Annotated in this window: 20 protein-coding genes and 1 tRNA gene; 9 read left to right on the top strand and 12 right to left on the bottom strand. The window is 40.6% G+C overall.

Annotated elements, in window-relative coordinates:
• Positions 1-147 precede the first annotated feature (147 nt).
• Genes QUE46_RS12245 through QUE46_RS12260 form a run of 4 tightly spaced genes read left to right on the top strand, consistent with a single transcriptional unit; the run spans position 148 to position 6,339 of the window.
• Positions 148-2,121 (top strand): TolC family outer membrane protein, encoded by a 1,974-nt coding sequence (locus tag QUE46_RS12245; RefSeq protein WP_286244979.1) that lies wholly within the window; start codon positions 148-150, stop codon positions 2,119-2,121.
• A 53-nt stretch (positions 2,122-2,174) separates the two neighbouring features.
• A complete protein-coding gene (locus QUE46_RS12250) occupies positions 2,175-4,313 on the top strand; it encodes a type I secretion system permease/ATPase (RefSeq protein WP_286244980.1) in 2,139 nt (712 codons plus the stop codon).
• Positions 4,307-5,728, top strand: coding sequence for an HlyD family type I secretion periplasmic adaptor subunit (locus QUE46_RS12255; RefSeq protein ID WP_286247760.1), 1,422 nt, complete (start codon positions 4,307-4,309; stop codon positions 5,726-5,728). The genes QUE46_RS12250 and QUE46_RS12255 overlap by 7 nt, the downstream gene beginning before the upstream one ends.
• A gap of 23 nt (positions 5,729-5,751) precedes the next feature.
• Positions 5,752-6,339 (top strand): LuxR C-terminal-related transcriptional regulator, encoded by a 588-nt coding sequence (locus QUE46_RS12260; protein ID WP_286244982.1) that lies wholly within the window; start codon positions 5,752-5,754, stop codon positions 6,337-6,339.
• A 136-nt stretch (positions 6,340-6,475) separates the two neighbouring features.
• Here the strand turns inward: QUE46_RS12260 and QUE46_RS12265 are convergent, their stop codons facing one another.
• The 3 genes from QUE46_RS12265 to QUE46_RS12275 all read right to left on the bottom strand — a co-directional run bounded on the left by QUE46_RS12265 (position 6,476) and on the right by QUE46_RS12275 (position 9,736).
• Positions 6,476-8,434 (bottom strand): LapD/MoxY N-terminal periplasmic domain-containing protein, encoded by a 1,959-nt coding sequence (locus QUE46_RS12265; protein ID WP_286244983.1) that lies wholly within the window; start codon positions 8,432-8,434, stop codon positions 6,476-6,478.
• On the bottom strand, positions 8,434-9,141 hold the full coding sequence (locus QUE46_RS12270; protein WP_308447153.1) for a transglutaminase-like cysteine peptidase: 708 nt from the start codon (positions 9,139-9,141) through the stop codon (positions 8,434-8,436). The genes QUE46_RS12265 and QUE46_RS12270 overlap by 1 nt, the downstream gene beginning before the upstream one ends.
• 139 nt (positions 9,142-9,280) lie before the next feature.
• Positions 9,281-9,736 carry an LPP20 family lipoprotein gene (locus QUE46_RS12275; RefSeq protein ID WP_286244985.1) on the bottom strand — a complete coding sequence of 152 codons (456 nt, stop codon included), beginning with the start codon at positions 9,734-9,736 and terminating at the stop codon, positions 9,281-9,283.
• A 142-nt stretch (positions 9,737-9,878) separates the two neighbouring features.
• Between QUE46_RS12275 and QUE46_RS12280 the strand changes: the two genes are divergently transcribed.
• Positions 9,879-11,075: a flagellar assembly protein FlgT gene (locus tag QUE46_RS12280; protein WP_286244986.1), complete on the top strand. Its 1,197-nt coding sequence runs from the start codon at positions 9,879-9,881 to the stop codon at positions 11,073-11,075.
• Between the two features lie 252 nt (positions 11,076-11,327).
• Here the strand turns inward: QUE46_RS12280 and QUE46_RS12285 are convergent, their stop codons facing one another.
• Complete coding sequence (locus tag QUE46_RS12285) at positions 11,328-12,224, bottom strand: LysR substrate-binding domain-containing protein (RefSeq protein ID WP_286247762.1); 897 nt, start codon at positions 12,222-12,224, stop codon at positions 11,328-11,330.
• A 109-nt stretch (positions 12,225-12,333) separates the two neighbouring features.
• On the opposite strand from QUE46_RS12285, the gene QUE46_RS12290 reads away from it, so the two are divergent.
• The 4 genes from QUE46_RS12290 to QUE46_RS12305 all read left to right on the top strand — a co-directional run bounded on the left by QUE46_RS12290 (position 12,334) and on the right by QUE46_RS12305 (position 17,410).
• Complete coding sequence (locus QUE46_RS12290) at positions 12,334-13,062, top strand: glutathione peroxidase (RefSeq protein ID WP_286244988.1); 729 nt, start codon at positions 12,334-12,336, stop codon at positions 13,060-13,062.
• 81 nt (positions 13,063-13,143) lie between these two features.
• Entirely contained in the window at positions 13,144-14,592 is a 1,449-nt protein-coding gene (locus QUE46_RS12295) for a dihydrolipoyl dehydrogenase (RefSeq protein WP_286244989.1), read from the top strand.
• 342 nt (positions 14,593-14,934) lie between these two features.
• Positions 14,935-15,867: an exopolyphosphatase gene (locus QUE46_RS12300; RefSeq protein ID WP_286244990.1), complete on the top strand. Its 933-nt coding sequence runs from the start codon at positions 14,935-14,937 to the stop codon at positions 15,865-15,867.
• Positions 15,868-16,252: 385 nt separating this feature from the next.
• Positions 16,253-17,410 carry a PIN domain-containing protein gene (locus QUE46_RS12305; protein WP_286244991.1) on the top strand — a complete coding sequence of 386 codons (1,158 nt, stop codon included), beginning with the start codon at positions 16,253-16,255 and terminating at the stop codon, positions 17,408-17,410.
• Between the two features lie 185 nt (positions 17,411-17,595).
• Here QUE46_RS12305 and QUE46_RS12310 read toward each other — a convergent pair.
• The 8 genes from QUE46_RS12310 to QUE46_RS12345 form a co-directional block, all read right to left on the bottom strand.
• Positions 17,596-17,670: transfer RNA gene (locus tag QUE46_RS12310), tRNA-Arg, on the bottom strand.
• A gap of 171 nt (positions 17,671-17,841) precedes the next feature.
• Positions 17,842-18,519, bottom strand: coding sequence for a FlgO family outer membrane protein (locus QUE46_RS12315; RefSeq protein ID WP_286244992.1), 678 nt, complete (start codon positions 18,517-18,519; stop codon positions 17,842-17,844).
• Positions 18,520-18,527: 8 nt separating this feature from the next.
• Entirely contained in the window at positions 18,528-19,220 is a 693-nt protein-coding gene (locus tag QUE46_RS12320) for a FlgO family outer membrane protein (protein WP_286244993.1), read from the bottom strand.
• Between the two features lie 13 nt (positions 19,221-19,233).
• On the bottom strand, positions 19,234-19,827 hold the full coding sequence (locus QUE46_RS12325) for a FlgO family outer membrane protein (protein ID WP_286244994.1): 594 nt from the start codon (positions 19,825-19,827) through the stop codon (positions 19,234-19,236).
• Positions 19,828-19,899: 72 nt separating this feature from the next.
• The gene (locus QUE46_RS12330; RefSeq protein ID WP_286244995.1) at positions 19,900-20,439 is read right to left on the bottom strand and encodes an SPOR domain-containing protein; all 540 of its coding nucleotides are present in this window, start codon (positions 20,437-20,439) and stop codon (positions 19,900-19,902) included.
• Positions 20,440-20,522: 83 nt separating this feature from the next.
• Positions 20,523-21,215 (bottom strand): SPOR domain-containing protein, encoded by a 693-nt coding sequence (locus tag QUE46_RS12335; protein ID WP_286244996.1) that lies wholly within the window; start codon positions 21,213-21,215, stop codon positions 20,523-20,525.
• 379 nt (positions 21,216-21,594) lie between these two features.
• Positions 21,595-22,473, bottom strand: coding sequence for a UTP--glucose-1-phosphate uridylyltransferase GalU (gene galU, locus QUE46_RS12340; RefSeq protein ID WP_286244997.1), 879 nt, complete (start codon positions 22,471-22,473; stop codon positions 21,595-21,597).
• A gap of 19 nt (positions 22,474-22,492) precedes the next feature.
• Positions 22,493-23,344 carry a thymidylate synthase gene (locus QUE46_RS12345; protein ID WP_286244998.1) on the bottom strand — a complete coding sequence of 284 codons (852 nt, stop codon included), beginning with the start codon at positions 23,342-23,344 and terminating at the stop codon, positions 22,493-22,495.
• Positions 23,345-23,346 lie beyond the last annotated feature (2 nt).

Below are 23,346 nucleotides of genomic sequence, written 5' to 3' on the forward strand. Positions count from 1 at the left end.
AGTACAGTTTTTAGAAAAACATTAAAAATAAAAAAGTGGTAGATAATAAATTTTATGCTAGCCAAAACGATTATTTGCGAAATATGTATTTATTGACTAAACCATAGGGTAGGTATTGATAGCCTAAGTAACCCCTAAGAGGAAGAAATGATTACAAAAAATACTTTACTAAAGCAAAGAGGAAAACTGCTTATAGGCATAACGCTAAGTGCGCTGGGCGCAACGCATGTGGCAAACGCCAATGACAGCTCAGTGCTACCGCTTACGTACGTTACCAGTAAAGCAATTGAAAATAATCCAGAAGTACAGCAAGCATGGCATACTTTTAAATCCTCAATTTATGGCGTAGATGCAGCTCGCTCAGGCTACTTACCTAGTGTTGATGTATCTGCCAGCGCAGGCTATGAGCGCCGAAATTACGGTATTGAAGACGAATACAACCGCAACACGGCAGAGCTTAGCGTTACTCAAATGCTTTACGACGGGTTTAGAACGTCTAACACCGTTGAAAGATTTGAGCGCATTCAGCTCATTCGGTATTTTGAATTACTCTCACAAACAGAGCAAACAGCATTAGATGCATCTATTGCATTTTTAGATGTGCAAAAATTTAAAGAGCTTGTGACACTCGCTGAAGAAAACCTGCAAGAACACGAGTCTGTATACCAACAAATTGAACAAAGTGTAGGAGCCGGTGTTGCCCGAGCAGCAGATCTAGAGCAAATTAGCGGGCGCTTATCGCTAGCGCAATCTAATGTGCTAACCGAGTACGCTAACCTGCACGATGTAACAGCGCGTTATTTAAGAGTTGTTGGCGAGCTACCCGTTAATGATATAAAACAAGCTAAATTAGATGAGCAAAACGTGCCCATTTCTATTAACCAAGCGCTTGATATAGCCTATAAAAACAGCCCTACTTTTTACGCATCTCTATATAATATAGAAGCGCAAGAAGCCAATGCTCAGGCACAAAAAGCAGCGTTTCATCCAAACGTAGACTTATCTGCCCGTTACGGCACACAAGACAGAGACGAGCTAGGTTTAAACGAAACCAGAACCGAAGCACGGGTCGGTATAGACATAACCTATAACCTGTACAACGGGGGCCTAGATAGCGCTAACCTTAAGCAAGCATACCAAGATGTAAATATTGCCAAATATCAACGCGATCAAGCTTGTGTTGATATTCGTCAAAGCCTACAAATTGCCTATCATAATGTGAGCAATATAGAGCAAAAGCTACCCACGCTTGAAAGCTATAAAAACTCGTCAAACAGGGTAAAAATAGCCTACCGAGACCAATTTGATATTGGCCAACGCACCTTGCTTGATGTTCTTGACGCTGAAAACGAAGCGTTTCAATCTAACCGTTCGTACATTGTTGCTCAATACGATAGACAAACAGCCATTTTAACTATGCTTAACGAAATGGGTAAACTATTGCCAGCCCTAAATGTTATGTCTGACAAGTACCCAACATTAACAGAGTTAACAGATGATCCAATAGTGCATAACGCACAAAATATATGCCCAAGTTACGATGTAGCTGCCACCTTTAAACGCAAAGCTTTTTTACAAAAAAAAGCCGAGCAAGATAACGCCTACATGAGCGTTACTGCAATGCCAAGGTATTTAGAGATGCCACCACAAGCCCCTAGCGCATCGAGTTTTGCAGATGACGATAACGACGGCGTTCCTAACGAGCAAGACACCTGTCCAAGCACGCCAGCGGGAACAAATGTAGACCTATCTGGGTGTACTTTGTATGACCAAGAAACCGACTCAGTTGAAATAGGTATTCCCTTTTCTGCCGACTCAAGCCAAGTGCGCCCAGAGTACTTGCAAGAGGTAGAGAAGCTCGCGGAGTTTTTAAAAAATAACCCTGACAAAAAGGTAGAGATCCAAGGTCACGCCTCATTAGATGGCGATAAAAAATATAACCGTAAACTTTCAGAGCAACGCGCCTTTGCCGTAGCACAATTACTTATTGAGCAATTTGGTATAGCGCCTAATCGCGTTCAGTCATTTGGTTATGGCATTGATCAGCCACGCGTTAATGAAATTTCTGTACGTGCTAATGCGGCAAACCGGCGCATTGAGGCGGTTATTACCGATAATTAAGAGGTGTTTGAAACAAATAAATTTATAAGGTTTTTCATAACATTGGATGGTATATGGAATTAAATGATGTACTTGATCATGGCGGCGCACTGGTAGATTGCCTTGCAGTATTGTGCCGCTTTCATGATAAAGATTTTTCGAGGGAGGCCCTATTGAATGGCCTCCCACTAACAGATGGAAATTTAACGCCTTCAGGGTTTGCACGTGCGGCAAAACGTGTGGGGTTTAAGTCAAAAGTTGTAAATAAGCCTCTTAATCAAATTAATACTGCTTTATTACCCGCCATAATTATTTTAAACAATAATCAGGCGTGTGTAGTAACCGCTTTTGATAACCAAAAACAAACAGCGCAAGTTATTTATCCCGAGCTAACCGAGTCTGTTGTAGAAGAAAACCTTGAACAGTTAATTGAAAAATCAACAGGTTTAATTATTTACGCTCATCCAGAGTTTATGTTTGATGAGCGCTCCCCGGTGCTTGAAAAGCTCTCTAAGGATGGCTGGTTTTGGGGCGTAATAAAAGAATGCCGCTCACTTTATAAAGACGTCATAATCTCCGCCATTGCGTTGGGCGTTTTGTCTGTTGCCATGCCTTTATTTGTAATGAATGTATATGACCGAGTAGTTCCTAATCATGCAACAGAAACCCTCTGGGTTTTAGCCATAGGCATTTTAATAGCCCTAACCGCCGACTTTGTACTACGCTTAGTGCGCAGTTACTTTGTAGAGCTTGCGGCGAGTCGTATAGATGTAAAAGTGTCTGCGGTTATTATGGAGCGCGTACTTGGAATGAAGCTTAAAAATAGACCCTCATCAGCGGGGTCATTTGCAAGTAACATACAATCGTTTGAAGCCGTACGTAACTTTTTTAGCTCAATAACCTTGGTCGCGCTGGTTGACTTACCCTTTGTGGCTATATATCTAATTGTTATTGCAATAATAGGTGTACCGCTAAGCCTACCCATTATCGCAGGCGCACTCATACTTTTAAGTTATGGCATCGCAGCGCACAGAAAACTTGAAGCGCTTTCAGAGCAAACCATGAAAGCAAGCTCAATGCGCAACTCCATACTTGTAGAAAGCTTAACCAACATTGAAGATATAAAAAGCTTTCACAGCGAATGCAAAACCCAATCAACATGGGAAAAATCAACAATTTATATTGCTCAGGTTAATGCGCAAAGTCGCTTAATCTCAAGCTCAATCTCTAATAGCGCAGCATGGATACAACAATGTGTTGGCGTGATCATTATGATCATAGGTGTACATTTAGTTATAGAAGGTGAGCTCACACAAGGGGGGTTAATTGCTGCTTACTTACTTTCATCGCGAGCAATGGGGCCGCTTGGGCAATGCGCCGCTGTTCTTGCGCAATATCATCATGCCGCCATTGCTATGCAATCGCTTAACGAAATAATGGAAAAAGACGTTGAACGTCCGCCAAATAAACACTGGTTAAGCCATCCCGTATTAAACGGAGAAATAGAGTTTGAAAACGTATGCTTTAAGTATGAAGACGGTGCAGCCAATGCCCTAAGCAATATTAGCTTTAAAATAAAAGCAGGCGAAAAAGTCGCTATTTTGGGTCGTAATGGCTCAGGGAAAAGCACCCTCGAAAAACTTATTCTAGGCCTTTACGACCCGACCTCAGGCTCCGTAATGGTTGATAACAACAATATCCAACAAATTGACCCCGCAGAACTTCGTCATAACATAGGGTATGTGCCACAAAATATAGCGTTGTTTTTTGGTAGCTTAAAAGACAACCTCACTATAAGCGCATGGCATGCTAAAGATGAGCAAATAATTAGCGCATGCGAAAAAAGCCAGTTATTCGATTTAATCAATTCTCACCCCGATGGGTTTGACCTGCAGGTTGGTGAACAGGGTCGCCTACTCTCTGGCGGCCAAAAGCAAGCAATAGGTATAGCGCGCGCACTAATAAACGACCCCCCTATTATGCTGCTAGATGAGCCTACCTCATCGCTTGATCACAATAGTGAAAATAAAATTATTCAAAACTTAAAAACCGCCACCCAAGATAAAACCTTGATTGTAGTTACTCACCGCTCGTCTTTGCTTGCGCTGGTCGATCGTATCATTATGCTCGATAACGGAAAAATAGTTGCCGATGGACCTAAACAAAAAGTCATTGCCGCACTGAACAACCAAACAGTGGAGCAAGCATCATGAATAATAAAAAGCCACTGGAGCAGCGCTCTTTTGAATCGGTTAGCAAAGCGATAGAAGCACGTAAAAAAGGTAAGCCTTCAATCTTTAATCGCTTATTTAAAGGCTGGCTCTCACCTCCTGAATCGCAAGATTGGGTGGTCGATGCCCAATGGGAAAAAATGCAGCAAGAGCCTGCCAGCGCACGCTTTTTGTTATACCTTATTTGCATTGCATTCATTTTGCTTACTGTTTGGGCAGGCTTTGCGCCACTCGATGAAGTAGCCCGTGGTGAAGGACGCGTTATCCCATCAAATAAATTACAGTTAGTGCAATCTTACGATGGCGGTATGGTAGAAAAAATAAATATTCGAGAAGGGCAAATTGTTGAAGAAGGTGACGTATTAATAAAAATTGACCCTACTCGATTTATTTCAAGCTTTAGAGAAAACCAATCTAAAGTGCAATCACTCACTGCAAAAGTAGCTAGATTACAAGCCCTTACCAGAAAAGAAGAACTCGTTTTTCCTGATGAGCTTGTTAAGCAAGTACCCGAGGCGGTCGCTCATGAGCGCTCAATATATTTAAGTAATCGCCAAGAATTAGAGCAGCAAGTGGCAATTCATAAACGCCAGTTAGAGCAACGCAGGCAAGATCACATTGAAGCAAAAGCTGCTTTGCAACAGCACACAAGCGCTTTGAAGCTAAGTAATCGCGAGCTGCAAGTAACACGCCCACTGTTAAGAACAGGTGCTGTCTCTGACATAGACATAATAAGGTTAGAGCGAGAAATAGTCGATTTAAACGGCGAAATAAACCGTACAAAAGCCGTTATTAACCGCAGCTTATCAGCTATCAACGAAGCTAAAAACAAAGTAACAGAAGTCGAACTTGCAATGATCAACCGCTGGAACAACGAGCTTTCGGAGGCATTGCTGCGTTTAGAGTCAATAAAAGAAACCGAATCAGGGCTTGCCGATAAAGTAGCCCAAACTGAGATCAAATCACCTGTTAAAGGCACTGTACAACGTTTATTAGTTAATACCGTAGGGGGCATTTTACAACCCGGCAGTGACGTTTTAGAAATAGTTCCTTTAGACGATCAACTTATTGTTGAGGCCAAAATACCGCCTAAAGATATTGCCTTTTTACGCCCAGGGCAGCCCGCCATGATTAAGTTTAGCGCCTACGACTTTGCAGTTTATGGCGGACTAGAAGCAGAGGTACTGCATATAAGTGCAGATACAATCACCGACGATAGAGAAAATACTTTTTATTTAGTGCAATTAAAAACCACTAAAAGTAACTTTTCGGAAGAGTTGACTATAATTCCAGGGATGACCACACAAGTGGATATTATTACTGGTAAAAAAACCGTCTTAGAATATTTACTTAAACCCGTACTGAGAGCTACATCGCAAGCAATGACAGAACGCTAAAGTGAATTTATTGGAGTAAATTAATGCGTCAAAGTATATTTATTACACAACCAAACCTTGAATCGAGCCACTGGCAAAGTGCGTTTGCAGGTTGTGTAATATGCACCAAAGAACCAAAGCAAATCAATGCATCGAGTATTATATGGGTTCTGGCGGGCACTTCGGGATGGCTTGAACTGGTAAAAAAATATGCCCATAAACGCTTGCCGGTTATTGTGATGACCACAAACCTAGAAATAGAGGAGCTCAGAGCAGCCCTGCAAGCAGGCGCAAGAGGCTATGTAGAAGCACTTGCATCTAAAGTAATACTACAACAAGTACTTGAAACTATTTGCTCAGGCGGCTTGTGGTTACCTGGGCAGCTACTATCTAATATTGTTGGGGCACTAAGCCAGCAGCAAATAAATTACACCCAAGCGTGCGATATTCAAAGCTTAACTAAACGGGAGCGCCAAGTTGTAGATATAGTTATAACAGGGGCAACCAATAAACAAGCCGCTGAGTCACTTAATATTACAGAGCGAACAATTAAAGAGCACATGAGCTCAATTTTCACTAAGTTAAAAGTGCGTGACCGTATACAACTTATGCTAGCAGTTAAAGGTAGCTAACCTAGGCTAGAATAACAAAACCTACACCAATCATAGTTAAATTTAATAAACAACGGCGTAAAGGTTAAATAGCTATACTGCCTTTACCTTTTCGCCACCACTATTAAACCGCTCCGCTTTTAATTAAAGAGTCGCTTTACGACTCTTTAATTACTCCATCAAAGCCAAGATTAACCAGTGTATCTATATCGTCTTGGCTCGTTACGCCCTGCGCGACCACTTTAATACCAATAGAATGCGCTAATGTGCAAACACCGCGTAAGAAAGTTTGATTGTCTTGGCTATAACTAATGTTATGCGCGTAAATGCTGTCTATTTTTAGCATTTCTAAGCCAAATTCTTGAATGTTCTTAATTTTAGTAAATTCAGGTCCCACACGTTTTAGTGCCACTTTAGCGCCCATACAACGCACCTGCTCACAAAATTCTCTAAATATATCTTTTTCGTTTACGACAATGTTTTCGCGTATATCAAAACATATATTTTTTGCCAATTCAGGAAAGGCAGACACATAAGTTAATACCGAAGCAAGCGCAGTATCATCCATTAATGTTTGCGCCGAAAGCTCTACAGCAATTAACTCATTTGGTGGCGCTTCACCGTACTGTTTAACAATTTGCTTAATTAAACTCCAATCCAAACGCGCTAATAGGTTTAAGCGATTAGCCCATTGATAGTAGTAGCTAGATTTATAATGTTGACCGCCAAACTCTAAACTTAAACTAAGCTGGTGCTGTAACAAGACGTCGTTAAAACCCATAACCTCTAAACAATTTAATTGTATAGTTTTTTGCTCAAGTGCATCCTCAATAGCCTTTTTCCAGCCAGCAGAGTCATCAAAAATTTCACTCTTTTGTTTATTATCAATTACTTTAGCTTGCACTCCAGGTTTTTTATCTGCTGTTTTTAATAAACCATCTACACGGCGTAATAAATCAAAGCGGGTGTCATTTTTCTCTATGTAGGTACAACTGTGTACAATGGCCAAATCAATATTTTTGTATTCGTCAACAATCGATTTATGAAGTAAGGTAATTTGCTCGCTAAGCGCCTGTATATCGTCAGTATCGCTAAACAAAACGGTAAAGTCGGTATGTGATATACGCGCAATATAGTTTTCTGAAAAATGCGCCTGATTCGACTCCAAAAACTGGGTTAACACCTGAGAAAAACGGCGTAAAAAGTTAACCATTTCTACACGACTAACCGATTCACTTATTTTATCTAAATTAACCACCCTAAATAAAAACAAAGCACCATGAGCATGATCTTTCACTTTTTGTAAATGAGCCTCTAATGTGGCACTAAAATATTCGCGATTGGCAAGCCCTGTTAGCTCATCGTGCTGGGCTTTAAAACGCAACTCCTCTAAGCGTTTATTATCTTCTTTTATAATGCGGCTAAACCGCGTTGATAACAAATTCATCGACTGCACAAGGCGTGCAAACTCAAAGGTGTTTGGCACTTTTGATTTAATAAAGCGCTTATCGCCAAAGGCGTTAGCTTGGTAAACCACATCATCAAGTGGCGTTAAAATTTTACGTAATAAATACGCACTTATGGCACAGGCAAAAAAGGCGACCACTAAAAAGCTAAAAAACAATTTGAGAGCACTTTCCCACAATGCTTGCTCGGCATATTGGCTGTGGCTTTCAACAAATAAGGTGCCAAATTGCTGCCAACCGTTATTAACCTGCCCTACGCCTGGTTGTACATTAAGTGCATATACCGCTCTAAACCAAGCGGGTGCGGTATTTTCTAACGTGTCGGTAAATACGCGTTTTACAATCACTTCACCATTCGGGTCTTGCAGTTCTATGCGTTTATAGTGGCCAGTATCAAATGTGGCCGACACTAAAAGCTCAAGCTCTACAGGGTCTTTTTCAAGCTGACTAATCATTAAAGCTAGAGAGCTGGCATTATCAACATTTTTTAAATACAGCTGCGTAGAAAAATAGTTTCTAGCAGAGTTAGTACTTATTAACACGCTACTTATAAAGCCAACAAAAATCACCACCAGCAAGGTGATCCACAACTCTTGCCTAAGAGTAATTTTTCTTTTTTTGAAAAACTTAAATAAGGAAAATGATGCCATTACCACATAACCCCTTCTTGTGATGTCTGCTCCAAAATTTTACGCCAACGCGATAGCCTTGCTGTCGGGCTAGCTACACTTTTGGTCGAGTTATTTGCCCATAAACCTTGGCTGTTAAAACTAAATACCGGGCTTAAATCAACGCGTTTTGCTGCAGGTAACACTTTTGTTATTAAACTATCTAAAATAAGCGGCTGAGCATTAGGCGTAGCAAAGTAGCCTAATACCATGTGTGCTTGTGTTTTGTTTGTTCCAGCAAGCTTAGCTTTTACGTATATCAGCCTAAGCTTGTCGTCGCTTACACCTAAGGCGCGTAAGCTAATGTATTTAGCAATGGCATAATCTTCACAATCACCTAAACCACGGCCTAGGGTTTCTAATGGCGTTGCCCAATAGTCGTTTTGCTTCCAAAGCTGTATATCGGTTTGGTAACGAAGGTTGCGTGCAAAAAAGTCGTTCACAATAAGTATTTGTTGTTGTTCTGGTTTATTTTGCGTTTGTACCAACATTCTTTGCCAATTTCGGGCAACAGTTACACGCGCAGGGCCATACTTTTGCCCCATTAATTCTATAAAGGTATTAAATTGAATGGTTAAACGGCTCGCAAACACACCGCTTGAAAGTAAAAAAAATAGCAGTAAATAGCGCAAATTGCTTTTGCACCAAAAAAATAGCTTATTAGAGGAAAGAGTAGGCCTAAGTGTCATTCACAGCCCAAAAAAAGAAAAATTAAAAACATATCCTAAATGCTACACTACTTGTTCAAATATTATTCGTAACAACAGCATAGCACTCAATATAGCCGGGTGAGATATTTTTCAGTGTTTTTTTAGTCACCCTAGCAACTTAGTAGTAGGTCACCTTTTTAACTTCACGTGGTTTAATTTCGCCTATGTATAAGTCGTGAACGCGCTTCATGTTTAGCTCAAGCTCGGTCACGTATACATCGTCAACAGAGTACGTTTTAATAATTTGTGCCCCTTTAATTATGCCCTGCACCTTACTTTCCATATAATCGTTTTGAGCAATTGCACCCGCTACAGACGTGCCCGCTGTAATTTTTTGCCCATAAACCTGCTCAGTCAGCTCGCGGTATGCCTCAAGCTTAGAAGCTTTAATTGCCATTAATTGCTTTTGCGATTTATTAGCCCCTTGCTGCAAGCTAATAGGCGCATAACCAACCGCTTTAAGTGTGGGATAATTATTTGGTTCTACATATTTATATTCAACATGTTTATCAAACACGTTGCTGCAACCGGCAAGGCCAAGGCTTGCTAAAGTAAGTAATATAATTGCACGCATTTATTTGCACCTTTTAAACTAATTGCGTAAACAAATGCAGGTTTAATGCCATTAATTACTTACAAGTTAACTTAGAGTATTAATATTGGTGCACTCCTTGCTTAGCTAAAGCGTAATTAACTAATTTATGTGGAGTACCAGTATGAGCACGTTTTTATCGTCACTATTTGCAGGTGTAACTAGCGCTGCTTTATTAACGTTTTCTGCCAGTACTTTCGCACAGTGGTTTGAATCTACGGGCCATGCACAAATACAAAATGGCGACATTAGCAGCGCTAAATCGGCTGCCATTAAAGATGCAATAACCCAAGCGCTAGTGTTTTCTGGCGCACGGGTTAGTTCTGTACAAACCTTGGTAGACGGCGTACTAACACAAGATCAGCTTAAAATTAGCAGCCATGGCGAAATCCAAAAAATAGAGCTGGTGAGCGAGCAACGCCAAAACGATCAATTTGCCATTACCCTTAGGCTAGATGTATTTGCCCAAACAGAGCAATGTCCACAAAGTAACTTTAATAAATTTGTTGCTGTAACCCAAAGCCAACTTGTTCATCGTGAGCACGCCTTAATGGGTCAAATATTTGACGTAAATAAAGCCATTAGTAAAAAGTTATTTAGCGCTTTGCAAAGCACAAAAATGAGCGCCCTCCCTGTTGCTTACTACAATAAAGCAATTAATGTAGACAATTACTTTAATCAGCAGCACGACTACTCAAATGCACAGCTAGAAGAGCTTTCAGCCAGAAGCAACGCGCAATATGTTTTATTAAGTCAAATAACCAATTTAGCACCAAGCGATAAACTCAATAACGACTACGCCTTTTGGCAAGACGAAACCTACCAGCGCAGCTACACTATTGAGTTTATGCTGTTTGATGGCACCACGTACGAGCAATTATGGCAAAACAGCTATCATACCCAAGCTGTATGGCCATTTGAAAAAACAGCCATAGTTGATGTAAATAGCGATAGGTTTTGGCAATCGCCTTTTGGGCAAAGTATTAGCGATATCAATCAAACGGCCAGTTACGATATACAGGCTGCCATGGCGTGTTTTCCTACTAAGGGAAAAATAATGCACATGGAAAACAATAAATTAGTGATAAACCTAGGCAAAGATCATGGCCTTAAAAAAGGCCAACTATTAAGCATTGCGCACCATAACTACTTAACCGATGCACAAGGCAATACCATGCCGCATACCATTACCACGCTTAACACCATTATGGTTGAGCAGCTTTATAAACAAAGTGCCATTGCTGTAAGCCTTAACGATAAACCACTACCTGGGGTACAAATAAACGACGTGGTAGAAATTGTAAGCCAAGACGGTAAATAGGGCGTGTTAACCTTTGGTGATTTAATTTGCAGCCGTGTGTTTGGTTTTTAGGCAAGGCAGAGCCTATGAAGTGTGGTTATTCCCCATAAATAGGCGATAACGTAGCATAAAGACCAAACATGCGCTGCCCAACGGGTTCTTTTTAGGGACGATTAACTCCTTGTTGTTCGCTTTTTACTTAGCCCACTAGGTTACAAACCTCACGCCGCGATTTAATCGCCCCTAGATTGAACAAATTTCAATCCACAAAGGTCAACACGCCCTGAGCGCTCGCTTTAAATTTGGGTGCTCTGCTAACCATTGCGCTAATTGCTCTACGCCCGCTAAATGTGGGTAGTGTTTTCTACAAGCAAATACCACATTACGTTGCTGATTAGGAAAAATAGGTAAATAATCAATCCCTACACGCGGTGTACATGCAAGCTTGGGCACAAAGGTAACCCCATCATTTATAGCCACCAGCGCCAATAAAGTTTCTAAACTATTTCCCTGATATTGGTTTGACACATCCACCCCCGCAGCAAAACAAAACTTTTGGGCTTGATCTTTAAAGCAATGACCATCACTTAACATTAATAGGCTACAACTTTGCAGGTCGCTCAGCGCTACTTTTTTACGGTTAGATAACGAATTATCGGTTGAAACAGCCACCACAAAATCTTCTTTATATACATTAACCGTATAGTAATTTTTAAGTTCGGGTACATCGGCCAAAATTGCAAAGTCAAGTTCGCCATTATCAAGCGCGTCTAAAATAGTTGCGGTTTGCATTTCTATAAACGAAAAGTGACTATCGCTAAACGCTGCTTTCATAGAGGTTAGTAAAGCGCTGAGTAAATACGGCGCAATAGTCGGAATAATACCAATTCTTAGCTTACCTTGTAGCGGCCCGTTTGAAGTCGCCGCCAGCTCTTTTAAAATTTCTGCTTGCTCTAAAATAACATTTATTTGTGTCAACAAACGTTCACCTTGCGCTGTTAATGTAACTTGCTTAGTTGAGCGGTCAAACACAACAACACCAAGTTCTTGCTCAAGCTTTTTTACTTGCCCACTTAATGTAGGCTGGCTAACAAAACAAGCTTCTGCTGCTTTGCGAAAATGCTTGTGGTGCGCAATTGCTTTTACATACTCTAAATCTTTTAAGTTCAAATTCATCTCCACCTGATAGGCTATACCTATTAGTTTAATACAAACAAACGATTGGAACTATATTTAAATTATCGCCATAATGGCTCCAACAAATCAAGAGGAACAAACTATGTTAAAGAATATTGAAGGTCAAACAATCCCAAGCGTTACATTTGCAACACGTCAAAACGACGAATGGAAATCAGTAACCACAGACGAAATTTTTAAAGGCAGAACCGTTGTTGTGTTTTCACTACCGGGTGCATTTACGCCAACCTGTTCATCAACCCACTTGCCACGCTACAACGAGCTAGCTGGCGTTCTTAAACAAAATGGCGTTGACGAAATTGTATGTGTATCAGTAAACGATACATTTGTAATGAACGCATGGGCTGAGCATCAAGAAGCGCAAAACATCACCTTATTACCCGATGGCAACGGCGAATTTACTGACGGCATGGGCATGTTAGTAGATAAAAACGATTTAGGTTTTGGTAAGCGTAGCTGGAGATACTCGATGCTAGTTAAAGATGGCGTTATCGACAAAATGTTCATCGAGCCAGACTTACCAGGCGACCCATTTGAAGTTTCTGATGCAGACACAATGCTTGACTACATCAATCCAAAACAAGCTAAGCCAGAACCTGTAACTGTATTTACCAAGCCTGGTTGCCCATTCTGTAAAAAAGCAAAAGAGCTACTAACAGAAAAAGGCTACGCATTTGAAGAAGTTGTTATGGGTGCAGGTGCCACATTAACCAGCCTTAAAGCAATTACTGGCCGTGACACTGTTCCACAAATATTTATTGGTGGTAAACACATTGGCGGCTCAGATGATTTAGAAAAATACTTTGCTTAAGTAAGTTATAAATAGCAGGGGCGTGTACGCCCCTCTATATCAATCTCATCGCTTAGATTGAAAATAATAAAGGAAACCACTATGAAAGAATTGCAAACCGATGTTGTTGTTATAGGTGCAGGTACTGCAGGCTTAAGCGCATACCGTAACGCTAAACAATTTACTCCTAACGTATTAATGATTGAATCAGGCCCGTACGGTACTACCTGTGCACGCGTTGGTTGTATGCCAAGTAAATTACTTATTGCCGCAGCCGAAGCCGCGCATTCAATTGAAATGGCACCTGCATTTGGTGTACATAGCTCAAAGCCAAGAATAGACGGCAAAGCAGTTATGGCACGCGTTAAAAGCGAACGAGACCGCTTTGCAGGATTTGTAGTAGAGGCCGTAGATGAATTACCAAATGAAGATAAAATTCGTGGTTACGCTAAATTTTTAGACGCTAACCGCGTGCAAATTGATGACCACACAATTATTACTGCTAAACGCTTTGTAATTGCCACCGGTTCACGCCCTTCATACCCTGGCGTATTTAATAACTTTGGCGACAAGCTAATTATTAACGATGATGTATTTGACTGGGACGACCTACCAGAATCATTGGCCGTATTTGGCCCAGGCGTAATAGGCCTAGAAATTGGCCAAGCACTTAGCCGACTAGGCGTAAACGTAAAACTATTTGGTGTAGGCGGCGCAATTGGTCCACTTACAGATCCAGTAGTAAAAGATTATGCAAATACAGTTTTTGCTGAAGAATTTTTTGTAGATACCGACTCAAACGTATCTGACATGATGCAAATTGGCGATAAAGCCCAGCTTACTTACACCGATAAAAACGGTGCTAAACACACCGAGCAATTTGACTACGTACTTGCAGCCACAGGCCGAGTGCCTAACGTAGACAAACTAGGGTTAGAAAATACCGGCATTGAGCTTGATGAACGCGGCGTGCCACATGCCGACCCACATACAATGCAATGTGGTAACTCAAATATATTTATAGCGGGCGATGCCAGCAATATGATCCCACTATTGCACGAAGCATCTGATCAAGGCACTATTGCCGGCCAAAATGCCGGGCGCTTCCCCGATGTACGCATTGGCCTTCGCCGCGCTAAAATTGCCGCCGTATTTAGTGACCCGCAAATAGCAATGGTTGGCGAAAGTTATTCGCAAATTACAGAGCGCCTAGGTGAATGTGGTTGCTTTGAAGTAGGTGAAGTAAGCTTTGAAAACCAAGGCCGCAGCCGAGTAATGCTTAAAAATAAAGGCCACATGCGCGTTTACGCAGAGCAAGGCACAGGCTTATTTTTAGGTGCAGAATTTATTGGCCCACAAGCCGAGCATATAGCCCACTTACTTGCATGGGCTGTGCAGAACAAAATGACCGTACCAGAAATGCTGGATATGCCATTTTACCACCCAGTAATTGAAGAAGGTTTACGCACCGCACTGCGTGACTTAAACGCCAAACTAAAATTTGGCCCAGATATTATTAACAGCTGTATGGAATGTGGACCCGGCGCCTAACTTTTATACAACGATAAAACAAATACATACTTGCTAACAAAAAGCCAAAACATCTGTTTTGGCTTTTTTATGTGCTTTTTTTACGCCAATACTAATTATGTTAAAAAATAGGTTATATCAATTCGCTTAATTAAATGATCTATTTTGAGGATGGATAAGCGTGTTGACAACTAATAAAACCCCGCTACTTACTTGTTTTAATTAAGAAAATAATAACACCGCCAGCGCTTTATTTAGCACACTAAAATAACTAAATTTTTAATTAGATTGCTATAACCTCTCAAAAGTTATTTTAGCTGTTACACTTATTTGAGAACTCAATCACAACAAGATGGAAAAGCTATGCCCAATAATAAATTTAGACTAGTCACCCGCAGCGATTTTGACGGCTTGGTATGTGCCGTACTGTTAAAAGACTTAGACCTAATTGACGACATTTTATTTGTACATCCAAAAGACATGCAAGATGGCAAAATAGACATAACTGCAAACGACATCACCACTAACCTACCCTACGTTGCAGGCTGTCATATTGCATTTGACCATCACTTAAGCGAAACCGTACGTAACGCAAGCGACATAAAAAACCATGTAATTGACCCTAAAGCTCCGTCTGCTGCACGCGTTGTTTATGATTATTATGGCGGCGCAGAAAAATTTCCAAACATCAGCACAGACATGATGGACGCAGTAGATAAAGGCGATGCAGCGCAGTTCTCAAAAGACGAAATACTCAACCCAACCGATTGGGTATTAATGAACTTTATCATGGATGCACGCACAGGCCTTGGCCGCTTCCGCGAATTTAAAATTTCAAACTACCAACTAATGATGAAACTAATCGATGCTTGTAAAGATCAAAGCATTGAAGATATTTTACAAATGGAAGACGTAGCTGAACGCGTTGCGCTGTATAACGAGCATAACGAAAAGGCCAAAGAGCAAATAACACAATGTGCAACGGTTCATAAAAACTTAGTGGTGTTAGATTTAACCCAAGAAGAAACCATTTACGCCACCAACCGCTTTGTTATTTACGCCATGTACCCCGACTGCAATATATCAATTCACAAAATGTGGGGCCTTAAAAAACAAAACGTAGTATTTGCCATAGGTAAATCAATCACCAACCGCAGCTCAAACACCAATGTGGGCGAGTTATGCCTTAAATACGGCGGTGGCGGCCACTTAAACGCCGGCACCTGCCAAGTAGAAACCAGCAAAGCCGAAGCAGTGCTTGGTGAGCTGATAGATAAGATTACCAGTGATGGTTAGTTTTAGCTTTTAGCTTTTAGCTTTTAGCTTTTAGCTTTTAGCTTTTAGCTTTTAGCTTTTAGCTTTTAGCTTTTAGCTTTTAGCTTTTAGCTTTTAGCTTTTAGCTGTCAAAATTGTAAAGCGAGTAGATTTATATTTACTCGCTTTTTTTATTTGTAGTTATAAATACATAGTCACAAAAGTTATTTTTCCTGCACATCAACTGATTAATTATTAGTACCTTAAGGCTTAGAGGGCTACTTTGAGCAAATAGCGGGCTTTAAACAGAAGTCGAATTCTAATAAGGTCATTTAAATCAAGATGTAATAAGTGTTATCCTGTTCATATAAAATATATTAGCTTCCTAAGTTCTTTATGGAAGAAGATAAAGTGTTTAGGAGTTTACATGGAAGAACAAGCAGATTTAAAGGTGTTGTTTAAAGGTTACTACCGAGCTAATGATGACATAGTTAAAGCAGTCTGGACTGGCGGTAAAATTATTCCAGATGCCAATGTTCTTCTAAATCTTTATCGTTATTCCGACGACGCTCGCGATGCATTTCTCAATCTATTACATAATCATAAAGAGCGTTTCTGGTTACCTCACCAAGCCGCTCATGAATACTTTCAAAATCGCCCCACTGTTATTAATGAACAATCTAAAAACTATGATGTAACATTGAAAAATATCAATGATTTATATAATTCTTTCAACCAGAAAAATCGCCATCCTTTTTTACAGTCTGAGCTATTAGGTGAGGTTGAAGGGTTGTTTGACAAGCTAAACAAGCATCTCGAAAATGCCAAAAAATCACATATGGATCGTTTAAATGATGATGAGATACAGAATAAAATAACTGATATTTTTGGGAAAAAAGTCGGGCACCCTTTCTCTAAAAGCAAATTGAAGGAGTTATTTGAAGAGGGTAAAGCCCGGTATCAAAGTAAAATCCCACCCGGTTATGAAGATGCTCAAAAGAATCATAATGAGAAAGACTTGATTGGCCAGCAGCATCGCTATGGTGATCTAATAATCTGGAAGCAAATTATTGCTTATGCAAAAGAACATAAAACTCCTATCGTTTTTATTACAGAAGATACAAAAGAGGATTGGTGGTTAAAGTCAGCAGGAAGAACCTTATCAGCACGACCGGAGCTGCTCAAAGAATTTCAAGATGAATCGGGGCAGGAAATACTGCTTTACCGCACAGAAAGCTTTCTTCATAACGCCGCCAGCTTTTTATCTGAAGAAGTTAGTCATGAAGTTATGGAAGAAATAAAGCTCTTGCAAAGCGAACCTGTTTTTTATGAAGTTATTCAACGCTCTCCTTCCTTCTATGATTTAGCAGACTATATTTCTACAAAATTCAAGAAAGGGGATGAGTTACCGGGAGAAAGAATAATTGCAGAAGCTATTAACTGGAATAGGTCTGGCGTCAGAGAGAACCTCGTTAGATTGGATACAATGGGTTATGTAGTAATAGAGCATGGAAAGAAAACTAAATTAATTGAAAATTTACCTCCTGTATCATTGGAGATGCGAGGAAACACAAAAAATAAATAAAGCTTTAGCTAAAAGGCTATTAGGCCATACAACAAAGGTTCATTATTGCACTCTCCAGCCACTCGGCAACATAAAATATTGATAATAATTGGTAAGGTATTTTACTGTGTCGGATGGCGCTTCGCTTATCCGACCTACGCAGGCACAAAAGAGTTACTAATATTGCATTAGGTTTTTGATTTGATTGGTAGCCCCTACAGGAATCGAACCTGTAACTGCCCCTTAGGAGGGGGCCGTTATATCCATTTAACTAAGAGGCCGCATCGAGCTTACAGCTTACAGCTTACAGCTTACAGCTTACAGCTTACAGCTTACAGCTTACAGCTTACAGCTTACAGCTTACAGCTTACAGCTTACAGCTTACAGCTTACAGCTTACAGCTTACAAAAATTATAACGGCATCTTGTTTTTCATATCAAGCTAAAATTAACTTAATTGCTTGATAAATATATATCTTCTTTGTTTAACACGTAAAGCGGTATGAGTTTACGGCTGCTTGCTACAATATGTTTGCTGTGAACATTTATAACGCGGGTGTTTACTGCTACGCCATTTGGGCGGTAAATTAACGTACCTGCTAATACATAGTTAGCCATGCTTCTTTCGCTTAGCTTTTCTATATCTCGAGATAACACAAAGTCGCCTCTATTTGATACATCAATGCTGTCCATAGTTTTAAAATCTACCACGCCGTAGCCAAACTTTTGCAGCTGATGAATAAACGTCTCTGCTAATTGATTACCCAACTGATTACTTTTATTAAGCGATGCGTCTAAATCTACAATGGTGGTAACCGCTATGTTGATGCTGTTGTTATCGGGCGCTTCGGCTTCAAGCGTATCAACTAAATCAAGTGCCATTTGCTCGACATAGTTTGCCAGTGTTTTGTGGTGTTTAAGCGGTGTAAACTGCCTTGCTGTGTCGTACTCACTTTGTTGCTGCACAGATTGGTTGGCATACACTGGCGTGGGTTGGCTGTTTTGCGTTACCACGGTGTAATCTGAGCGTGTGTTAATGTTTTCGTTGTGCTCATTATTTTGCGTTATTGAACAGCCAGCTAATGCTAACGTTACCGTTAGCCCCGCAATAGCAGATAGTTTGTAAAACATAATCAACCTCACTCGCTGGCTTGTTTAAGCATAATTCCGTCGGTGCGATAGCTACTGTTTAGCGCATCAACCACCGATTGCGGGATAAACCCTTGGGCGCTGCCCACTACCGCTTTACTTTTAATGCCTACTATACGTGCATTTACCAGTACACCACCTTGGTGGCTCACAAGTGTTCCTGCTAATACGTAATTAAAGTTTTGATCTTGGTTTAGCTCTAGGTAGTCGCGGCTAAATACAAAGTCGCCTGCGGGGGTTACTCGCATATAATCGGTGGTTTTAAAATCGATAACCGGCACACCAAAACTATGTAGTTCGTGCATAAAGCTTTCGGCTATTTGGTTACCTAATAGGCTTCCATCGCTGTAATCATCATCTAAAAACACAAAGCTAGAAACGGCAAGTGGCGTTTTGTCGTTTACGTATTGTAGGTTTTCGACCATGTCTTGCATTATGCCGCGCACATAATGGTTTATATTTTTGCGTTTTGCAGGGGCACTTTTGGTGTAGTTGCTTTGCTTGTTTAAATTAGACTGAAATAACGCTTCACTAGGCGCAGGTGCTTTTACCACACGTTGCTCTGAAACAAGCTGGGCTGCATTGTCTTGCTCAACCTGCTCCGGCTCTGAATGTAGCGAATTTAACATTTGCGAACAGCCAAAGCCTAATGGCAAACATAGGGTAATTAATAGGTTTCTCATGGTGTGCTCCTGATTAATATTCGCTGCGGTACAAAGAGCCGTCGCGCTGCTGAATTTTTTCACTTCCCCACATTACATTTATAGGGATCTCTGTGCTGCCTGCCGACAGGACTTGCTTATTTTCAATATTAACGAGTCGTGCATTAACTATATAAGCATGCTGCTGGCGCGTTACAGTGCCGGTGATGACTAAGTCAATATTTTGGCGGTTGCGTAATTTACTTAAATCGCGGCTTAATATGCTGTCTGCGTTTTGCGCTAATATAAGGTTATTGCCAAGGCGGTACTCAACGGTATGATAGCCAAGCTGGGTAAATTGCGTTAATAAGCTTTCTTGAATTTGTAAACTCAAACCCGAAGCCTGCCCTGCTACTAGTTTTGTATCTAATGCATCTGCGTAATAAAAGCTGCTTACACCAATACGTGCATTGGCATTTAAAGCCCCATTTACATGATTAAGTTGTGAGGTTAGATTTGCTACATACTCGTTAACAGTATAAGGCGCCATGGCTGCTTTTGGTGCGTCAGTGGGCACACTCGGCTCAGGCGGTGGAACCAAATTACAAGCGGTTAAATTTAACAATACTAAAGGCAGTAAAAGGCGCATAGTTGCCGTCCTCTTTAAAACATATCGAGGATAAAGCAATTATTATGCCTAATTAACTTTAAGGCATTTTTATTAACTTTGAGGCGTTTTTACATAGTAAGTGACAAAGCAGTTATTAATTTTTATTAATGACTTACATGCATCTTCAGCTGCTTTTTTTGTTTTAAACGCACCCAACTTTAACCTATAAAATGTGTGCTGCTCGATGAGTACTTGCTCGGTATTTACTTCAAGCTTATTTGAGGCCGATTGAAATTGCTTTATAGCCGCTTCAAGTAGCGCTTTATTTTTATATGCCCCTACTTGAACTGAAAATAACGCATTCATATCAATTGATGACAAGTGGTTAGTTAGCAGGGTTTGCTCTGGTTCTGGCTGTGTATTAAGTTGTTTTAATTTATCGACAGTGCGCTGTAATTCACTTTCTAACTTTAACAGCCTTTCTAGTTGGGGCTGAGTTTGTTGCCACTGCTGGGCAGATTCTTTAAGTGCAGCTAAATCATCCTTTTTAATAAGCACCGCCTGCTTTTGGGGTGTTGCAAGTGCAAGAGCACTGTTTGCTAATGCAAAGCCTAAAAGTAATGTCGCTAAAAAATCCTTGTAGTGCAGCATAAGTATGTTGTTAATTTGGGTAAGAGTGGGCGCTATTTTAACAGTCAATCAATGCTTAGCAAGTCGGTCTCGAGCTATCAGCTTTAAAGTTTAATTGGCTTGTCGGTATAATTACTTACTATGCAGTCAAGCTTATACATTTTAAATACTTCACAGTCGGCTTTGGCATTTTTAAAGTTTTTATAAGAGCCAAGCTTTAAGCGGTAAAAGGTTTTGTTATTCACTTTTGCGGTTTCTACGTTGGTTAATATTTTATCTCTAAATAGTGGCGCTGCTTTGGTATTTAATTCTTGCCAGGCTTTTGTTACATCTTGCTTAGAGTCGACCGAGGCAACTTGCAATGCAAATACATGTTTTGGGGTATTAAGCTTTACCGTTTGCTTATTTTTAACGGCTTTATAGGTTTGCTGGGGGCGTGGTTTATTGCGTGTTGTACGCGAAGGCGTGCGAGTATAACGGCTGCTGTAACCTTGGTTAGCACTCGATTGAGCAATGGCCTTAGAGTTTATTATATCTATATGATTTACAAGATAAGTAATTTCTTTTTCAAGCTTTAAAATACGCTCTATACCGGCGCGCGCTTGCTGCCACTGCATGGCGGCGTCTTTTAATTGGGCAAGCTCTAGTGCAGTTATCGATACGTAATCGGGCGTAGTGTTAGGTATTTCATTATCAACAGCAGGTTGAGCAGTAGGCGTAATAGAGCACGCCGTGCCAAACGTAAGCGTAAAAAGGCATACAAAAAAGTGTTTATAGTATTTTTTTAATTTAAGCATGTACCCGTTATCCTGAAAGCAGTGCCTACGCACTTACATTTCAGTTAAACATTCTCACAAGAAAGCGTTTAACTTAGCAATTTAAACAATGAGCGATTTTTGCTCTCGCACGCTAACTTACCTGCATAGATAAAATTAACATGACCCTTCCGTGAGTTTGGCTTTTAATACAAATTCAATGCCAATTAACATAAACTTTACAATATAAATTACGTTATGTTGCTATATAACGCAAGTCAAATTCAGAACATAAATAAGCGTAGACCATCTTTATTGCTTGCGCCGTTAAAATTAAGTAAAGCTATGCTCATGGTGGCATTAATAATTTAGCACTAAAAAAGCGCCTAAACAGGCGCCTTGGTGGGTAATTTAATAAAACTTAAATTAATGATTTAATAAATGCTTTTAAATCATCTTTAAACTCGTCGCGGCGCAGCGCAAATTCTATCGTTGCTTTTAAGTAGCCTATTTTGCTGCCACAATCGTGGCTGCGGCCTTTCATGGCGTACGCGTCTACTTTTTCTTGCTGCATTAGCATGGCAATTGCATCTGTAAGTTGAATTTCGTTGCCAGCCCCTTGCGGCGTTTTAGCAAGCAGTGGCCAGATGTTTTCGCTTAATACATAGCGCCCTACTACCGATAAGTTTGAAGGTGCTTCATCGACTGGCGGTTTTTCTACCATGTTAATAATTGGCGAGCTTTCACCTTGGTGTAGCTCTACGTCACCTAAATCAACCACACCAAATTTGTCTACTTCGTCCATTGGTACAGGTTCAACCATAATTTGGCTGTGCTTCGTTTGTTCAAAACGGGCGATCATCTCTGCTAGGTTGTCTTTTTTAAGGTCGCTCTCTACGTCATCAACAATAACATCTGGCAAAATAACGACAAACGGTTCGTTGCCAATAATTGGCGCTGCACAATTAATTGCGTGGCCTAAACCTTTGGCTTCGCCTTGGCGTACATGAATAATGGTTACATCTTTAGGACAAATTGCCTGCACCTCGGCAAGTAATTGCCGCTTTACGCGTTTTTCAAGCGTAGCTTCTAGCTCAAAGCTGGTGTCAAAATGATTTTCGATAGAGTTTTTACTTGAGTGCGTTACAAGTACAATCTCTTTAACGCCTGCTGCCACCGCTTCATTTACTACATATTGAATAAGCGGACGGTCTACCACAGGCAGCATCTCTTTAGGGATAGCTTTTGTGGCAGGTAACATACGCGTTCCAAGACCTGCTACTGGGATCACTGCTTTCATCTTGTTCTCCTTAATCTTATTATACTGAAAACGGATATTGGATTGGTTCGTGGCATTGATAGCCTACTACTTCAAAATCGTCTCGTGTTACCCATGTTTCTATATCTTCTAGTGATTTTATGTTTGGGTTAATATTTAATTGTGGTGAGTCAAACGGCTCACGCTTTAACTGTACATCGCGCATTAACGGTAACTGGTTTTCGTAAATGTGCGCGTTAGCAATTTTATGATACGCCTTGCCTGCTTTATGGCCGGTAATTTGCGCTACTAATGCCAGTAATACAAAACACTGAATTTGATTAAAATTAAGGCCCAAAGGCACATCGCAGCTGCGCTGATACGATGTTAAGTACAGCGTGTCGCCAAGCAGCGAAAACGTATGCGTGTGCATACATGGGCGCAAGCAACCAAGCTCAAATTCACCAGGATTATAAAAGGTAATTATCTCACCTCTGTCATCAATCCCGTTTTTTAAGTTATTTATTACTTTAGCAAGCTGATCGAGCGTTGAGCCATCTGGGCGTTGCCAATTACGCCCTTGCACACCATAAACGCGGCCCATGTCGTCCTCGCCTTTACGATTAGGGTTATTTAGCCATGCGTTATTATCGTTTGCGTTTGCATCCCAGGTTTTACAGCCTATATCGCGAAATTGCGCTGCGCTATCGTACCCGCGCAAATAGCCTAAAAGCTCGGCTATAGCGGCTTTGTAGTAACTTTTACGGGTGGTGATCATAGGAAATTTATTATTACCTACATCGTATTCTAAATCGGCATTAATAACGGTTAAGCAGCGCGTGCCTGTGCGTTTGTTTTCTACCCATACACCTTCGTCAACGATGCGCTGACATAATTTTAAATATTGTTTCATGT

This window comes from Pseudoalteromonas sp. MM1 (genome assembly GCF_030296835.1).
GTDB lineage: Bacteria > Pseudomonadota > Gammaproteobacteria > Enterobacterales > Alteromonadaceae > Pseudoalteromonas.

What these genes read in the sequence shown, in the direction of transcription:
- QUE46_RS12245 (WP_286244979.1), top strand. Translation starts at nt 148, where the DNA reads ATGATTACAAAAAATACTTTACTAAAGCAAAGAGGAAAACTGCTTATA.
- QUE46_RS12250 (WP_286244980.1), top strand. Translation starts at nt 2,175, where the DNA reads ATGGAATTAAATGATGTACTTGATCATGGCGGCGCACTGGTAGATTGC.
- QUE46_RS12260 (WP_286244982.1), top strand. Translation starts at nt 5,752, where the DNA reads ATGCGTCAAAGTATATTTATTACACAACCAAACCTTGAATCGAGCCAC.
- QUE46_RS12265 (WP_286244983.1), bottom strand. Translation starts at nt 8,434, where the DNA reads ATGGCATCATTTTCCTTATTTAAGTTTTTCAAAAAAAGAAAAATTACT.
- QUE46_RS12270 (WP_308447153.1), bottom strand. Translation starts at nt 9,141, where the DNA reads ATGACACTTAGGCCTACTCTTTCCTCTAATAAGCTATTTTTTTGGTGC.
- QUE46_RS12275 (WP_286244985.1), bottom strand. Translation starts at nt 9,736, where the DNA reads ATGCGTGCAATTATATTACTTACTTTAGCAAGCCTTGGCCTTGCCGGT.
- QUE46_RS12280 (WP_286244986.1), top strand. Translation starts at nt 9,879, where the DNA reads ATGAGCACGTTTTTATCGTCACTATTTGCAGGTGTAACTAGCGCTGCT.
- QUE46_RS12290 (WP_286244988.1), top strand. Translation starts at nt 12,334, where the DNA reads ATGTTAAAGAATATTGAAGGTCAAACAATCCCAAGCGTTACATTTGCA.
- QUE46_RS12295 (WP_286244989.1), top strand. Translation starts at nt 13,144, where the DNA reads ATGAAAGAATTGCAAACCGATGTTGTTGTTATAGGTGCAGGTACTGCA.
- QUE46_RS12300 (WP_286244990.1), top strand. Translation starts at nt 14,935, where the DNA reads ATGCCCAATAATAAATTTAGACTAGTCACCCGCAGCGATTTTGACGGC.
- QUE46_RS12305 (WP_286244991.1), top strand. Translation starts at nt 16,253, where the DNA reads ATGGAAGAACAAGCAGATTTAAAGGTGTTGTTTAAAGGTTACTACCGA.
- QUE46_RS12315 (WP_286244992.1), bottom strand. Translation starts at nt 18,519, where the DNA reads ATGTTTTACAAACTATCTGCTATTGCGGGGCTAACGGTAACGTTAGCA.
- QUE46_RS12320 (WP_286244993.1), bottom strand. Translation starts at nt 19,220, where the DNA reads ATGAGAAACCTATTAATTACCCTATGTTTGCCATTAGGCTTTGGCTGT.
- QUE46_RS12325 (WP_286244994.1), bottom strand. Translation starts at nt 19,827, where the DNA reads ATGCGCCTTTTACTGCCTTTAGTATTGTTAAATTTAACCGCTTGTAAT.
- QUE46_RS12330 (WP_286244995.1), bottom strand. Translation starts at nt 20,439, where the DNA reads ATGCTGCACTACAAGGATTTTTTAGCGACATTACTTTTAGGCTTTGCA.
- QUE46_RS12335 (WP_286244996.1), bottom strand. Translation starts at nt 21,215, where the DNA reads ATGCTTAAATTAAAAAAATACTATAAACACTTTTTTGTATGCCTTTTT.
- galU (WP_286244997.1), bottom strand. Translation starts at nt 22,473, where the DNA reads ATGAAAGCAGTGATCCCAGTAGCAGGTCTTGGAACGCGTATGTTACCT.
- QUE46_RS12345 (WP_286244998.1), bottom strand. Translation starts at nt 23,344, where the DNA reads ATGAAACAATATTTAAAATTATGTCAGCGCATCGTTGACGAAGGTGTA.